The sequence below is a fragment of the Variovorax sp. WDL1 genome (assembly GCF_001541225.1).
In the GTDB taxonomy this organism is placed as follows: Bacteria; Pseudomonadota; Gammaproteobacteria; order Burkholderiales; family Burkholderiaceae_C; genus Variovorax.
Window position 1 is genome coordinate 47,223 of sequence record NZ_LMTS01000238.1, and the last position, 14,216, is coordinate 61,438.

Annotated in this window: 13 protein-coding genes and 1 pseudogene; 11 read left to right on the forward strand and 3 right to left on the reverse strand. The window is 66.8% G+C overall.

Annotated elements, in window-relative coordinates:
* The first annotated feature begins 11 nt into the window (after positions 1 to 11).
* Genes APY03_RS29215 through APY03_RS29235 form a run of 5 tightly spaced genes read left to right on the forward strand, consistent with a single transcriptional unit; the run spans position 12 to position 4,901 of the window.
* A complete protein-coding gene (locus APY03_RS29215; protein ID WP_068682511.1) occupies positions 12 to 1,052 on the forward strand; it encodes a TRAP transporter substrate-binding protein in 1,041 nt (346 codons plus the stop codon).
* A gap of 17 nt (positions 1,053 to 1,069) precedes the next feature.
* Positions 1,070 to 2,101 carry a TRAP transporter substrate-binding protein gene (locus APY03_RS29220; protein WP_068682513.1) on the forward strand — a complete coding sequence of 344 codons (1,032 nt, stop codon included), beginning with the start codon at positions 1,070 to 1,072 and terminating at the stop codon, positions 2,099 to 2,101.
* 13 nt (positions 2,102 to 2,114) lie between these two features.
* Entirely contained in the window at positions 2,115 to 2,621 is a 507-nt protein-coding gene (locus APY03_RS29225; RefSeq protein WP_068682515.1) for a TRAP transporter small permease, read from the forward strand.
* A gap of 38 nt (positions 2,622 to 2,659) precedes the next feature.
* On the forward strand, positions 2,660 to 3,955 hold the full coding sequence (locus tag APY03_RS29230; RefSeq protein WP_068682517.1) for a TRAP transporter large permease: 1,296 nt from the start codon (positions 2,660 to 2,662) through the stop codon (positions 3,953 to 3,955).
* 4 nt (positions 3,956 to 3,959) lie between these two features.
* The gene (locus APY03_RS29235) at positions 3,960 to 4,901 is read left to right on the forward strand and encodes an SDR family NAD(P)-dependent oxidoreductase (protein WP_083944633.1); all 942 of its coding nucleotides are present in this window, start codon (positions 3,960 to 3,962) and stop codon (positions 4,899 to 4,901) included.
* On the opposite strand, the gene APY03_RS29240 is transcribed toward APY03_RS29235, so the two are convergent.
* Together APY03_RS29240 and APY03_RS29245 are read right to left on the reverse strand one after the other, a co-directional pair.
* Positions 4,894 to 5,829: a DMT family transporter gene (locus tag APY03_RS29240; RefSeq protein WP_068682521.1), complete on the reverse strand. Its 936-nt coding sequence runs from the start codon at positions 5,827 to 5,829 to the stop codon at positions 4,894 to 4,896. The genes APY03_RS29235 and APY03_RS29240 overlap by 8 nt on opposite strands.
* Positions 5,830 to 5,832: 3 nt before the next feature.
* The gene (locus APY03_RS29245; protein ID WP_068682524.1) at positions 5,833 to 7,644 is read right to left on the reverse strand and encodes an acyclic terpene utilization AtuA family protein; all 1,812 of its coding nucleotides are present in this window, start codon (positions 7,642 to 7,644) and stop codon (positions 5,833 to 5,835) included.
* Positions 7,645 to 7,750: 106 nt separating this feature from the next.
* Between APY03_RS29245 and APY03_RS29250 the strand changes: the two genes are divergently transcribed.
* Genes APY03_RS29250 through APY03_RS29260 form a run of 3 tightly spaced genes read left to right on the forward strand, consistent with a single transcriptional unit; the run spans position 7,751 to position 10,658 of the window.
* The gene (locus APY03_RS29250; RefSeq protein WP_068682526.1) at positions 7,751 to 8,647 is read left to right on the forward strand and encodes a succinate--CoA ligase subunit alpha; all 897 of its coding nucleotides are present in this window, start codon (positions 7,751 to 7,753) and stop codon (positions 8,645 to 8,647) included.
* The gene (locus tag APY03_RS29255) at positions 8,644 to 9,843 is read left to right on the forward strand and encodes an ATP-grasp domain-containing protein (RefSeq protein WP_068682528.1); all 1,200 of its coding nucleotides are present in this window, start codon (positions 8,644 to 8,646) and stop codon (positions 9,841 to 9,843) included. The genes APY03_RS29250 and APY03_RS29255 overlap by 4 nt, the downstream gene beginning before the upstream one ends.
* A complete protein-coding gene (locus APY03_RS29260) occupies positions 9,840 to 10,658 on the forward strand; it encodes an enoyl-CoA hydratase-related protein (protein ID WP_068682531.1) in 819 nt (272 codons plus the stop codon). Before APY03_RS29255 ends, APY03_RS29260 begins: the two co-directional genes overlap by 4 nt.
* Before the next feature lie 3 nt (positions 10,659 to 10,661).
* Here APY03_RS29260 and APY03_RS41885 read toward each other — a convergent pair whose 3' ends face one another.
* On the reverse strand, positions 10,662 to 11,438 hold the full coding sequence (locus APY03_RS41885) for a GntR family transcriptional regulator (protein WP_068682533.1): 777 nt from the start codon (positions 11,436 to 11,438) through the stop codon (positions 10,662 to 10,664).
* A gap of 298 nt (positions 11,439 to 11,736) precedes the next feature.
* Here APY03_RS41885 and APY03_RS29270 point away from each other — a divergent pair, with 298 nt between their 5' ends.
* The 3 genes and pseudogenes from APY03_RS29270 to APY03_RS44740 all read left to right on the forward strand — a co-directional run.
* Positions 11,737 to 12,570 (forward strand): tripartite tricarboxylate transporter substrate-binding protein, encoded by an 834-nt coding sequence (locus tag APY03_RS29270; RefSeq protein WP_232324462.1) that lies wholly within the window; start codon positions 11,737 to 11,739, stop codon positions 12,568 to 12,570.
* A 100-nt stretch (positions 12,571 to 12,670) separates the two neighbouring features.
* Positions 12,671 to 13,840 (forward strand): acyl-CoA dehydrogenase family protein, encoded by a 1,170-nt coding sequence (locus APY03_RS29275; protein ID WP_083944635.1) that lies wholly within the window; start codon positions 12,671 to 12,673, stop codon positions 13,838 to 13,840.
* Positions 13,840 to 14,216 (forward strand): annotated as a pseudogene (locus APY03_RS44740) (NADP-dependent oxidoreductase); the annotation flags it as partial. The gene APY03_RS29275 and the pseudogene APY03_RS44740, both read left to right, overlap by 1 nt.

Consider the following 14,216-nt stretch of genomic DNA (forward strand, 5'->3'; position numbering starts at 1 on the left):
GGAGACATCACATGAAAAGATTCGCGCTTTGCCTCGCCATCTCATTGGCGAGCGCTGCCCCGGCGTGGTCGCAGACGATCCTGCGCTATTCGAACTGGCTGCCTGCCAAGCACCAGATGCACTCCGAGGTCTTCGTGCCCTGGATGGCCGAGGTGGAAAAGATCACCGAGGGGCGCGTCAAGTTCGAAATCCTGCCCAAGATGGTTGGCACCGTGCCGACGCAGTTCGACGTGGTTCGTGACGGCCTGGCGGACATGGCCGTGTTCGTCCCCGGGTTCTCCCCGGGACGCTTCGACCTGATCGAGATGGCCGAGCTTCCCCTGGTCGCCGATGAGCCCAATGTGATGGCGCCTGCCGTCGCCCAGCTCTACGCAAGGCATCTCGCGAAGTACAACGAGTTCAAGGGCGTGCACATCGTCAGCATCTTCACGACGGCCTCCGGGCACATCTACACCGCCAAGAAGCCGGTGCGGTCGATGGAGGACCTCAAGGGCGTCAAGCTTCGCACCTCGCTGGCAGCCAACAGCCCCGCCGTCCAGGCGCTGGGTGCGGTGCCGGTGCAGAAGGGCACCAACGAGATCTATGAGCTCGTGTCTTCCGGCGTGCTGGACGGAACCCTCCTGAGCAAGGAAGGCGTGGTCAGCTTCAGCCTGGTCGACACCCTCAACAACCTCACGATCATTCCTGGCGGCATCTACAACTCCGTGCTGTCGCTGGCGATCAACGAGGAAAAGTGGAAAGCGATCTCGGCGAAGGACCAGGAAGCCATCACGAAGATCTCGGGCGAGGCCATGGCCAGGGAGGTTGGACGGGCCTACAGCAAGGCCGACGCGAATGCCGTCGCTGCGATGAAGCAGGCGGGCAAGACCGTGATCGTTGCACAGGGCGATTTCTACAAGCAGATCAAGCAGTCGCTGTCCTATGCCGAGGCGACGTGGATCGCCAAGGCAAAGAAGAAGGGAATGGCCAACCCGGAGACAGTCCTGGCCGAGTTCCGCGCGGACATCGCTGCGCGGCACAAGGCGCTGGGCATCCCGATGATTGGCCAATGAACCGACGGAGACAAGACATGCACAAGCTCAATGCAACGATTCGAACGGCCGCGGTCGGTCTGTTCCTGGTCGCCACGACCGCACTGGCGAGCGCGCAGGCGCAGGTCGTCGTGAAGTACTCCTCGTGGCTGCCCCCCACGCATTGGTTGAACACGACGGCCGTGATTCCCTGGATGGCCGAGGTCGAGAAGGCGACGCAGGGAAGGGTCAAGATCGAAATGCTGCCAAAGACCGTCGGCACGCCTCCCTCGCAGTTCGACGTGGTCCGCGACGGCCTGGCGGATCTCGGCCTGATCGTGACGGGCTACACCCCGGGCCGGTTCGAGCTGGCGGAGATGGGCGAGCTCCCCTTCCTCGGCGAGGACCCGACCGTCATGTCGCCGGCATTCGACCGCGTCTACCGCAAGCACTTCGCGGCCGCCAACGAATTCAAGGGCGTGGAGGTGATGAGCATCTTCACCATTGCTCCGGGACACATCTTCACGGCGAAGAAGCAGATCAGGAGCATCGACGACCTCAAGGGCATGAAGCTTCGCAGCGCCTCCGCCACCGGGACGCGGGCCCTGACGCTGCTGGGTGCGGTGCCGATCCTGAAGTCGTCCACCGAAGCATTCGAGATGCTGTCGACAGGTGCCATCGACGGGAGCCTGATGCTGCAGGAGACAGTGAAGTCGACCAACTCGGTCGGCCTCCTGCGCTACGGCCTGCTGGTTCCGGGGGGGCTGTTCAACTCCTCGCTCGCCGTCATCGTGAACGGCGACAAGTGGAAGGCAATCTCGCCGGCGGACCAGCGCGCGATCATGGGCGTGTCGGGTGAAGCACTGGCGGCGAAGATCGGCCGCGCCTATGCGGCGGCCGACCAGTCCAGCGTCGATGCGATGAAGGACGCCAAGTACGTCCTGGAGCGCGCCGACCCGGCATTGACGCAGGGCCTTCGCAAGGCCATGAGTCCGATCGAGGACGAGTGGATCGCCAAGGCAAAGAAGAAGGGCGTCGCCGATCCGGCCGCCGCGCTTGCCGAGTTCCGCGCCGCCGTGCAGTCCCGCTAGAAGGAGCGACGCCATGTATCGCCGGATCGAGCGCGCGGCAGTGAACCTGGCAGCCATATTGCTGTTCTGCCTGATGCTCCTGACCTTTGTGGACGTGGCAGGACGCAATCTGTTCAACAAGCCGCTCACGGGGGCCTCGGAGCTGACCGAGATTCTCCTGGCACTGGTCATTTTCCTGATGCTGCCGCAGGTGGCTCGCCGCAGCGAGCACATCGTGATCGACCTGATCGACCAGGTCTGCAGTCCCACGGTGCGCAAGGTCCTGGACGCGTTCGCCTGCGTGCTGGCATCCATCATGTTCGGGCTGATCGCCTGGCAGTGCTGGATCCTCGCAAACCGGGCGATCGGCTACGGCGACAGCACCGCTGCGCTTGGAATTCCGGTCGGCCCGATCCTCTACGGGCTTGCGACCCTGGCCGGCATCGTCTCCGTCGCCTCGTTGATTGCGATCGTTCCGCGGAACCGGAAACCGGACCCGGCGGCCAATGGTGAACCCGCGCGTGAGCCCATCGTCGTCTGACGCCTGCAACTTCCAGTTCATATTTCTTCGGAGCCACCATGTACGCAGCAAGCGCGGGATTCCTGTTTTCGTTCGTGCTGATCTTCATGCGCGTTCCGATCGCGGTCGCACTGGGGCTCACGGGCGTCGTCGGCTTCGGACTCACCGCCGGTTGGACCCAGTCCTTCGTGATGCTGGCGCTGACCACCCGCGAGGCGGCAATGACGTATTCGATGGTCGTCATTCCGTTGTTCATCCTGATGGGGAACCTGGTCGCGGGCACCGGCGTGTCCAAGGAGCTCTACCACGCCGCACAGGCCTTCATGGGGCGGCAGCGCGGCGGCCTTGCAAGCGCCACGGTGCTGTCCTGCGGCGGCTTTGCCATGGTGTGCGGCTCCAGTGTCGCGACGGTGGTGACGATGGGCAAGGTGGCGCTGCCCTCGATGCGGTCGTTCAACTACGACGACAGGCTGAGCGCCGCGACCATCGCCGCAGGCGCAACGCTGGGGATCATCATTCCGCCCAGCGTGCTGCTGGTGATCTACGGTGTGATGACCGAGACCCACATCGGCAAGCTCTACGCGGCGGCATTGGTTCCTGGCGCCCTGGGCATCATCGGATACATCCTGGCCGTGCGCTGGACCGTCTGGCGCAATCCGTCGAGCGCGCCCCCTTCGACCGGATCTACCCGTGCCGAGAAGCTGGGCGCAGTGCTGGCGATCTGGCCGATCCTGGCCCTTTTCAGCCTGGTGCTGGGCGGCATCTACACTGGCCTGTTCACGGCGGCTGAAGCGGCCGGCATCGGCGCCATGGGCGCATTCGCGCTCGGCGTGGCCCGGAGGAAGATGTCGTTCAAGTTGCTGCAGGAGGTGCTGATCGACACCGCGCGATCCACCGCCGTGATCTTCGGCCTGCTGATCGGCGCGCTGGTGTTCACGGAGTTCCTGAACCGCACGGGCGCGCACAACGCGGTGCTCTCGCTGGTGAAGGACAACGGGTTCTCTCCGTTCCAGGTCGTGGCCGTGATCTGCGTGATCTACATCGTGCTGGGTGCGCTCATGGAAGAGCTCTCCATGATCCTGCTGACGGTGCCGCTGTTCTTCCCGGTGGTGACCGGCCTGGGGTATGACGGCGTGTGGTTCGGCGTGCTGGTGATCGTGCTGTGCGAGCTGGGGATGATCGCGCCGCCGGTCGGGATGAACCTGTTCGTCGTCCGCTCGTTTGCGCCGGACATACCGATCAAGACCATCGTGAAGGGCATCGCACCGTTCGCGGTGGCCGACATCGTGCGGATCTTCATCCTCGCGGCCTTCCCGATCCTGTCGATGTACCTCCCGAACCTCTTCTACAAGTGAGCCCATGCCTGAACAATCACCGAGCCGCGACGGCGCCATGACGCTTCGATTCGATGGCCGGGTGGCCATCGTCACCGGGGCCGGCACCGGCATCGGCCGCATCTATGCGCTGCAGCTTGCCGAACGCGGCGCCAAGGTCGTGGTCAACGATCTTGGCGCAAGCGTGGTCGGGCAGGGCGGCTCAAGCCAGGCGGCCGACAGCGTGGTCGCCGAGATCCGCGCCGCGGGCGGCGATGCGGTGGCCAGCTACGACAGCGTGGCCACGGCCGGCGGAGCCGAGCGAATCGTCGCGACGGCCGTCGAGCGCTTCGGCCGGCTCGATGTCCTGGTCAACAACGCCGGCAACCTGAAGATGGCCAAGCTGGGCGAGGCGGCTGTACAAGATGTCGATGCGCAGGTGGGCGTGCACCTGATGGGGTCCCTGTACTGCTGTCGTGCGGCCTTGCCCGCGATGCAGCGCCATGGCTACGGCCGTATCGTCCTGACCAGCTCGGGCTCGGGCCTGGTGGGCTTTGCCGGACAGGCCGCCTACGGGGCGGCAAAGACCGGCATGGTGGGGTTGATGAACTGCATCTCGCGCGAGTATGGCGAGCAGGGCATCTTCACCAACACCATCGTTCCCACGGCGACCACCCGCATGAGCCAGGGCCTGCTCTGGCCGCAGATGGAGAAGTTCCTTCGCCCCGAGCTGGTCGCACCGGCGGTGCTGTTCCTGGCCAGCGAACGCTGCACCTCCAACAGCGGCATGTTCGCTGTCGCCGGTGGACATGTCGCGAAGCTGGAAGTGCACAAGGCGCCGGGCGTCCAGTTCGACCCGAACCAGGCGGTCACGCCGGAGATGGTCGCCCAGCGCTTCGAAGCGGTGTGCGACATGTCGGGCGCCGCGGAGTTTCGCGGCACGCAGGCGGCCATGGAAAAGATGCTGACCGAGATGGGCGTCATGTAGGCATGCGCCTGGGGGCCCAGCGCGCGGTGAGCCAGGTGCCGGCCACCACGCCGGCCAGGCCCACGAGGTGCATGGCGTGGATCTGGGCGCCGAAGGCCGCCGCGAATCCGATTCCGAAGATGGGCACCCAATACAGGGCGGAAGTTGCCCGGCCCACGCCGAGGCGCGCGACCGAATGCATGTAGACCAGCGTGCCGATGCCGTTCGCGCAGGCCCCGGAGAACAGGAGGATGGCCCAGATCGAGGCCGGCCACTCGGTGATGACGCCGAACGACGGACTCGCGAACAAGACGGTGTGACCCAGCAGGAAGAGGGCCCCGATGCCGTGCAGGGCCGCACTGAGCACCAGCGTGTCGAGATCGCGGGCCACACGAGGCGCCAAGGCGCTGCCCGCGGCGAACATCATCACGGACAGCAGCACCAGCAGGTCGCCAATGGCCAGGCCGGACAGCACGGCGCCCGGCTTGGCCAGGATGGCGACGGCCACGCCGGCGAACCCGAGCAGCACACCGAGCAGCCCGAGAGGCCGCACGCGCTCGATCGATCCGGCGGTCGCCACGAGCATGCCGACGATGGGCGTCAGCGCTGCGATCAGCGCGGTATGGGTGGTCGATGTCAAGGCCATGCCCGAGATGGCCAGCGCCTGGTTCGCATACACCATGACGGCGGCGCAGGCCACCAGCCGCAACCACTGCGTGCCGCTGAGGCGTGCCAGCGACGGCAGGTGCACCCAGCAGAACGGCAGCATCACCGCCGTCGCCAGCACCATGCGAAGCGTGGCAAGGGGCATCACGTCGATCTGGCCCACCAGCACCTTGACGGCGGAGAGGTTGATTCCCCACAACGCCATCGTCAGCAGCAGCAGTGCGCGCAGGCGCAGCGGGCCGTCGGCCGCCGCACCGGGCGCGCCCCCGGCATTCGCGCCCATGGTTCAGGAGGCGATCGTTCCCTTGAACCCCGGTTCGATTTCCGGCAGCCAGGCCTTGGGGATGTCGACCGGGTGGGTCAGGGCGATCTGGCTGAAGGTCTTGCCCAGCGGGTCGTTGCGCAGCGATGCCGCACCGCCTCCGCCAAGGGCCTCGTCGAAGACGTAGTTGTAGGCATGGATGCCCGGGACTTCGTAGCGGTGCACTGGCCCCTTCGCCAGGTGCTCGAACCAGGAGCGCATGGCGGCTTCGGTCAGCTGCGTTCCGATGATGGAGGCGAAGCGCGGTTGCCGGGCGATGATCGCCAGGTGTGCCCGGTCGCCCTTGTCGCCACTGCGCGCCACCGCGATGGCCGACAGCGGCACGGTCGCGGTTTCGCCTTCGGGCAAGGGCTGGAGCGAAAAGCGGGCGCCATCACTCGGCACGAACTCGGCGGCAGACGGGGCGATCTCGACCGCATTCCGCTCCTTGTCGATCACGACACTCACACCGACCCGGCTCTTGGGCCAGAGGAAGGAGAACAGCCGGAACACCGCCTGCGGCTTCTGGCGGCCGCTGAAGCCGGTGGTCCCGGGCGCGCCGGCGATGCCCATGGGCGCTATCTCGATGGCCACGAGTTCGAGCGCCTTGCTGCTCTCATGATGGACAGCCAGGCGAACCACCACCTCGCGGGCATCGGGCCTGGCATGGGCGCCGAAGGACGGCTTCTCGCTGCCAAGCACCTCGATGCACACGCGCTTGAAGTCGCCGTGGCCAGCCTCTGCCATCAGCCGGCGTGCGCGGGTGACGATGGCGTCCACGGCGCGCTGCCCCATCGCGATGGCATCCTTTCCGACGAAGGTGAGCGTGGTCGAGAGACGATAGCCGTCCACCCAGGTGCCGCTGACCTTGTAGGTCGGTGTGGGCGCCCGTCCGCGCGCGCCGCGAACGCGCACGCGGTTGGCGCCGGCCTGTTCGAGGGTCACCGAAGTGAAGTCGCAGGTCACGTCCGGCAGCAGGTAGTTGGCCGGGTCCGTCACCTCGTACAGCATCTGCTCGGAGACGACCAGCGGGGTGATGAGCCCGCCGGTGCCCGGGGGCTTGCTCAGCACGAACGTGCCATCGGCCTCGCATTCGGCAATCGGGTAGCCCATGTCCTCCCATCCCGGGACCTTCCACCAGTCGGTGAACAAGCCGCCGGTGGTCTGGGTCGTGCATTCGAGGATGTGGCCGACCAGGCTGCCGGCGGCGAGACGGTCGTAGTCCTCGGGCTTCCAGTCGAAGCGATGGACCAGGGCAGCGAGCGCCAGTGCGCTGTCGGCGCAGCGCCCGGTAATGACCACCTCGGCGCCCTGGCGCAGCGCCGCCGCGATCGGAAAGGCGCCGAGATAGGCGTTCATGCTGGTCAAGCCCTCGGGCAGCGGCGCGCCGGAGAACGCTTCGCGCACACCCGCGGCGCTCACCTCCTCGCGAAGAGGCAGCAGGTCGTCGCCTTCGATCACGGCGATGCGCAGGTTCACGCCGGCCGCATCGGCTGCCGCGCGCAGGGCCTGCGCGCAGGCCTGGGGATTCATGCCGCCGGCATTGCTCAGGAGCGTGGTCCCCCGTTGCCTGAGCGTCTTGAGGTGCGGCGCCAGCGCCTTGACGAAGTCGGTCGCATAGCCGAGCTCGGCATTGCGGCTCTTCGCGCTGGCCATGATGGAGAGCGTGAGTTCGGCGAGGTAGTCGAACACCAGCACGTCGACGTCGCCGCGTTGGATCAGTTGCTCGACGCCCTTGTTGCTGTCGCCCCAGAAGGCGCTGGCGCCACCGATGCGCAGGGTGTGCTTGTCAGCCATCCGGATTCCTTTCATGCGTGGTCTTTCGAGCTCGAAGTTTCCCTGCTAGCATATAGTTCTGTCAATAGTACTTCTTTGGAAATTCACGCATGGAGCACTGTACGGCATGGCCATCCTGCTGACCTCTGACACCCGCGTCATCGCCGTCAATGCGACCGGCGCATACGGAGGCGGCCAGGTGCGCGCCATGCGCGAGTTCGGCACGCGGGTGGTCGCCCATGTGGCCCCCGGTCGCGCCGGCGAGATCGACGGGCTGCCGGTGTTCCCCACCATGGCGGATGCGGTGAAGGCGACCGAGGCAAGCGCCGCGGCCATCTTCACGCCGGCAGCCGGTGTGCGCGATTCCCTGGACGAGGCTGCGCGTGCGGGCCTGACACTGGCTTTCGTTGCTGCGGAGTTCGTGCCCGTGCATGACGTGCTGCGCGCCGCGCAGCAGGCACGAGAAGCCGGGTTGTGGATGGTCGGGCCGAACTCCAGCGGCATGGCGTCGCCCGGACAGGCCGTCCTGGGGGCCATTCCCCCTGGGATGACACGCCCCGGCCGCATCGGCGTGATGGGCCGAAGCGGGACGCTGACCATGAACGTCTGCCGTGCGCTGAGCGGGGCCGGGCTCGGCCAGAGCTCGGTCGTGCACATCGGCGGCGACGTGGTGTGCGGACGCAATCCGCACGAATGGCTCGGCCTGTTCCTCGCCGATCCGCAGACCGACCTGGTGGTCTACCTGGGGGAGCCCGGTGGCACCAAGGAGTACGCCATGCTGGACGCCGTGCGCGGTGCCGGGAAGCCGCTGGTGGCGCTGGTGGTCGGGCGCCATGTGCCCAGGGAGCGCCGCATGGGCCATGCGGGTGCCTTGGTGGGCAGCGAGCGGGAGACCGCTGCCGCCAAGATCGAGGCACTCGCGGCGGCGGGAGCGCATATCGCCAGATCGCCGGCCGACGTGGTCGAGATCGCGGGCCGCCTGCTCGGCCAGACCGCGCCGACCGGGTCGGAGTCGCTCGCATGAATCTTGTCGAATTCGAAGCCAAGGCGCTCCTGCGCCGGGCCGGCTTGCCGCTGCCGGCCGGCGTCGTCGCCGATGAATCCGCCGCCACGGTCATCCACGCGCCTTGTGTCCTGAAGGCCCAGGTCGCCGAAGGGGGACGGGGCAGGCGCGGCCTCGTGCTGCCGGTGGCGGTCGGCGAGGATGGCGCATCGCGGCTGGGCCTGCTGCGCGAGCGGATGCGGGCACAAGGGCACGACGCGCCCTGGGTCCTGGTGGAGGAATCCATCGAAGTCGCGCAGGAGTGCTACTTCAGCTGGAGCATCGATGACGTGGCGCAGGACTATGTCCTGCAGTTCTCGATGCATGGCGGCATCGAGGTCGAATCGCAGGCCCACACCCTTCGCAGCCTGCATTTCGCGCCATGCCATGTGCCGGCTGCACATGAGTTCGTGCACTTCTTCGCAGCGGCTGGCGCGCAGGGGCGAACGGTGGGCGCGCTCTGTCGCTTTGCGAGCGCGTCCTGGCGCGTGTTCGTCCAGGAGGATGCTCAACTGCTGGAGATCAATCCGCTGGCCGTGCTGCCTTCCGGCGAGGTGATGGCGCTGGATGCCAAGCTGGTGCTGGACGACAACGCCGCCGCCCGCCACCTGGACTGGCCGGCGCTGTATTCGTCCCGCCTGGCGGATCGCCAGGCCACGGCGCTGGAGCGCCGCGCCGCGGCGAGCGGATTCGCGTTCGTCGAGCTCGACGGTGAGATTGCCATGCTGGCCGGCGGCGCGGGCATCGGCATGGCCATCCTCGATATCCTGGCCGACGCGGGCATGCCGGCGGCCAATTTTGCGGATGCCTCCGGCGGCAGCGGTGCGAACGTCTTCGAGACGCTGGGGCGCATCACCTTCGAGCGTGCGGCCCGGCCGGACGTGACCGCCATCCTGATGTACTTCACGCTGGCAGCGACATCGGTCGCCAGTGTCGTGAAGGGGGTCATGGCGCTGCTGGACGCCGCCGAGCCGCCGAAGCCGCTGGTGATCGGCTTGCTCTGCGCAGGCGCCGGCGAACGCGAGATGACTTTTGCACAGGCCCGCGATGCCTTCGCTGCGCGCGGGCTGCGTTGCGAGCCCGGCCTGCCCGAGGCGCTGGATGCGCTGGCGCAGGTGCGCCTGGCACGCGGGGCCGACCCACACCCTATCCATGAACAAGACGGAGGTATCCGATGAACCAAGATGGTCCCGCCACCGGGAACGATCGCGGCGTTGCCAACGGCGATCTGCTGGTGTCCCGCGAAGGCGGCATCCTGCGCCTGACCCTCAATCGGCCGCAGCGCCGCAACGCGTTGACGGATGCGGTGCTCCTGGGCTTGCGCGATGCACTGGTCGCGGCTTCGAAGGACACGGCGCTGCGCGCCATCATCCTCACCGGCGCCGGCGACAAGGCCTTCTGTGCCGGTGCCGACCTGACCCCGGGCGATACGCCGTTCCAGCCGGACTTCGCGCGCCTGACGCTGCCCATGGCCGACCTGATGCGGGCGGCGCATGAGTGCCACGTCCCCATCATCGGCCGCATCAACGGCGTCTGCATGGCGGGGGGAATGGGTCTCTTCGGCCTGTGCGACATGGCCATCGCCGTCGACGACGCACGCTTCGGAATGCCCGAGGTGAAGGTCGGCATTTTCCCGATGCAGATTCTCACCGTGCTGCGCGACCTCATTCCGGCCCGCTTTCTCAACGAGATGTGCATGACAGGCAAGCCGATCGATGCCCAGACCGCCTTCTCCATCGGATTGCTGAACAAGGTGGTCCCGGCGGCCGGGCTCGACGCCGCCGTGGACAGCCTCGTGCAGGACCTCCTTGCCGTGTCGCCCATGGCCAACCGGCGCGGAAAATATGCGCTGCGCGCAGTCGAGGCCATGGCGTTCCCGGAACGCGTGGCGTTCACCGAAACCGCCATCAGCGCAATGATCCAGACCCAGGATGCCCGCGAAGGCCTGGCGGCGTTCAACGAAAAGCGGCCACCGCAGTGGAAGAACCGCTGAGGCTCAACCGGCCTTGATCAACTCCGTCGTGTCCCGCTCGATGCCGAAGCGATCGCTGCGGAAGGTGAGGAGGGCGTAGTAGAGGATGTCGCCCTTGGCGTCCAGGAACACCCGCCGGATGCGCGCCACAGGCGCAGACAGCGGGCACTTCAGCAACTGCGACTCCTCGAGGTCGGCTGCGTCCACCGTGACGCGCTCATGGCAAAGGTGCAGGGCACCGCGCGACTTGTCCCGCACCAGCCGTGCGATCTTCACCTGTTCTTCGCCCACCTTGCCGAAGCGCTTGTAGATCGGCAGCGAGACGAAATGGGTCGAGACCGAATACGGCTCGCCGCCTTCGAAATCGACCTTGCGAATGCGCATGTACGGCCCGCGAGCCTTGCCCATGTACGGGTCGCCAAGATAGCTCTCGGGCACGTTGTCGCGGCTGATGATGGTGATCTCGTACCGCGGCGTGACCGACGACACCATGTTGATCGACAGGAACAGGGGGTTCTTGTCTTCCGCGGGTGTGTAGGTGACGAACGTACGCCGCCCGCGCTGGCTGGACACCAGGCCTTCCTTCATGAGGATCTGCATCGCCTGGCGCACCGTGACGCGCGCGACGTTGAATTCGGCGGCAAGCTCCTCGAGGGTCGGGATCTCCGCGCCGTTGGGCCAGACGCCGCTCTTCACGCGTTCGCGCAGGATTCCTGCCAGCTGGGCATACAGCGTGACCGGCCCCGGCTCGAGGCGGTAGGTGCGGGAGGAGGAGGAGGGCGAAGAAGTCGTTGCCGGCATGTGTCGGATTGTAGTTGGGACATGAATGCTTCCCCCTCTCCGGCCGGCCTGGAATGTGCCGCCGCACCAACGCCAGCAGGCCCGGTCAACCTGATAAAGACCATTGACGATACCTTGGGAGGAGTTTAGTTTTTCGAGCATGAATGAACCCCGTGCCTCATCCGTCTCCCGCCGGTTCGGTCTCGCTGCTGCTGCGGTCTTGCTTGCCCTTTCGGCTGCTCCGGCCGCCTCACAGGATGCCGCGGGCCGTGCGGCCCGCATTGTCGTGGGGAGTGCGGCCGGTGCCAGTTCCGATGCCGTGGCACGTTTGCTGGCCGAGCGCTTCACCCGCACACTCGGCCGCACGTTCATCGTCGACAACAAGCCGGGTGCCTCGGGCAACATTGCCGCCGAAGTGGTGGCCAAGTCGCCGCCGGACGGCAACAACCTGCTCCTCATCTACAACGCCCATCCCGCCGTCGGCGCCCTGTTTCCCCATCTTCCGTTCGATCCGATCAAGGACTTTCGCTCGGTCGGATTGATCGGGACCACCGCCTATGTCCTCGTGGCCACGCCGGGCTTGCCCGGGCGCAACCTCGGCGAGGCGCTGGCCCAGGCCCGCGCCGCCGGAACGCCCCTGACCTTCGGCTCCACGGGCGCGGGATCCCCGCAACACCTGACGATGGAGCGCCTGAAAAAGGAGGCCGGCATCGACATCACCATGGTGCATTACAAGGGCGGCGCACTCGCCAGCAACGATGTGATCGCGGGGCACGTGAACATGGCCCTTGCCACACCCAGCCTGGCAATGCCGCAGCTCAAGGCCGGCCGGCTGAAGGCGCTGGCAGTGACCGGCGACAAGCGCCTGCCCGAGCTGCCGGATGTACCGACCGTGAACGAGGCCGGCTTCCATGGCTTCGTGTCGCTCGGATGGTTCGCGCTCCTGCTGCCGGCGGCCACGCCGGAGGCTGTCGTGCAGCGCTACAACGACGCGCTCAACAAGGCCTTGGGCACTTCACCCGTCAAGGAGCGCCTGGAGGCGCAGGGCATCACACCGACGCCCGGCCCCCCCGCAGTGCTCGATCGGCAGATGCAAGGCGATGCGCAGATGTGGACCCGGCTGATCAAGGAGCTGGGCATCAAGCCCGAATAAAGCCGGTTGACCGCTCATTAGGACTACTCTATTCTTGCTGGTGTCGCGCCGACACGGGATTTGCCCGTGCCGGCGCCGGTCAACATTGCAGGAGAACCCCATGCCCGGATTGGTCATGACGCCTTTGCGTCAACAGATTCACGACTCGGCGAAGAAGATCTGCGATCGCTTCGACGATGCGTACTGGCTCGAGAAGGATCTCAAGCACGAATGGCCGGTGGCCTACCACGCCGCCGCCAAGGAGGCCGGCTGGCTCGGGATCACGATCCCCGAGGAGTACGGCGGGGCGGGGCTGGGTGTGACCGAGGCGGCCTTGCTGATGCAGGTGGTCGGCGGATCGGCCGGCGCGATCGCCGCGTGCTCCACCATCCAGGCGGGCGTCTTCGGCCCGCATGCGGTCACGGTGCATGGCACCGAGGAGCAGAAGAGGCGCATCCTGCCGCGGCTGGCGACCGGCCAGGACCAGGCCTGCTTCGGGGTGACCGAGCCGGATGCCGGCCTGAACACCACGGCGATCACCACGCGCGCCGTGAGGAAGGGCGATCGCTATATCGTCAACGGCCAGAAGGTCTGGACCTCGACCGCCCAGGTGGTGAACAAGATCATGCTGCTGGCACGGACGACGCCGCTGGAAGAATGCGCGCGGCCCACCGAGGGGATGACCCTGTTCTGCACCGACTTCGACCGCAAGGCCATCCAGGTGCAGGAGATCGAGAAGCTCGGCCGCGCGGCGGTCGATTCCAACTCCATCTACATCGAAGGGCTCGAAGTGCCGGTGGAGGACCGCATCGGCGAGGAGGGGCAGGGCTTCAAGGTCCTGCTGGACAGCCTGAACCCCGAGCGCATCATCATCGCCGCCGAAGTGGTGGGTCTGGGCCGCCGGGCCCTGGCCAAGGCCACCGAGTACGCCAAGGACCGCGTGGTGTTCGGACGCCAGATCGGCAAGAACCAGTCGATCCAGCACCCGCTGGCCGAAAGCTGGATGGAACTGGAGGCCGCCGACCTCATGACCTGGCGCGCGGCGGAACTCTACGACTCCGGCAAGCCGTGTGGCGCCGAGGCGAACGCGGCGAAATACCTTGCCGCCGAGGCGTCGTTCCATGCATGCGATCGCGCGGTCCGCACCCACGGGGGCTTTGGGTACGCCAAGGAATTCCATGTCGAGCGCTACCTGCGCGAGACGATCCTGCCGCGCATCGCGCCGGTCAGCCGCGAACTGATCCTGTGCTTCATCGCCGAGAAAGTCCTCGGGTTGCCCAAGTCCTACTGATGCCCTCCAACCGACAGATCGTCCTCGCGGCGCGGCCGCGGGGACTGCCCCGGCCCGATGACTTCAAGCTCGTCGAATCGCCGATCCCGTCGCCTGCCGATGGCGAAGTGCTCATGCGTCACGACTGGCTCGGACTCGCGCCCGCTGCACGCCTGCGCATGGACGAGGCCGGGTCGTACAGCGCGCCGATGTCACTGGGCGACGTGGTCTATGGCCAGGCGATCGGCACGGTCCTGCACAGTCGCCACCCGGATTTCCAACCTGGAGACATGGCGATGGCCATGCGCGGTGGCTGGCAATGTTTTTCCGCACTGCGTGGCGACGACCTCGACAAGATCGATCCGCAGCTTGCGCCGCCGCCGGCATGGCTGGGGCC

Coding starts and splice junctions, on each gene's coding strand:
- APY03_RS29235 (WP_083944633.1), top strand. CDS start 3,960: ATGCCTGAACAATCACCGAGCCGCGACGGCGCCATGACGCTTCGATTC.
- APY03_RS29220 (WP_068682513.1), top strand. CDS start 1,070: ATGCACAAGCTCAATGCAACGATTCGAACGGCCGCGGTCGGTCTGTTC.
- APY03_RS29240 (WP_068682521.1), bottom strand. CDS start 5,829: ATGGGCGCGAATGCCGGGGGCGCGCCCGGTGCGGCGGCCGACGGCCCG.
- APY03_RS29225 (WP_068682515.1), top strand. CDS start 2,115: ATGTATCGCCGGATCGAGCGCGCGGCAGTGAACCTGGCAGCCATATTG.
- APY03_RS41885 (WP_068682533.1), bottom strand. CDS start 11,438: ATGCCGGCAACGACTTCTTCGCCCTCCTCCTCCTCCCGCACCTACCGC.
- APY03_RS29230 (WP_068682517.1), top strand. CDS start 2,660: ATGTACGCAGCAAGCGCGGGATTCCTGTTTTCGTTCGTGCTGATCTTC.
- APY03_RS29250 (WP_068682526.1), top strand. CDS start 7,751: ATGGCCATCCTGCTGACCTCTGACACCCGCGTCATCGCCGTCAATGCG.
- APY03_RS29255 (WP_068682528.1), top strand. CDS start 8,644: ATGAATCTTGTCGAATTCGAAGCCAAGGCGCTCCTGCGCCGGGCCGGC.
- APY03_RS29275 (WP_083944635.1), top strand. CDS start 12,671: ATGCCCGGATTGGTCATGACGCCTTTGCGTCAACAGATTCACGACTCG.
- APY03_RS29260 (WP_068682531.1), top strand. CDS start 9,840: ATGAACCAAGATGGTCCCGCCACCGGGAACGATCGCGGCGTTGCCAAC.
- APY03_RS29215 (WP_068682511.1), top strand. CDS start 12: ATGAAAAGATTCGCGCTTTGCCTCGCCATCTCATTGGCGAGCGCTGCC.
- APY03_RS29245 (WP_068682524.1), bottom strand. CDS start 7,644: ATGGCTGACAAGCACACCCTGCGCATCGGTGGCGCCAGCGCCTTCTGG.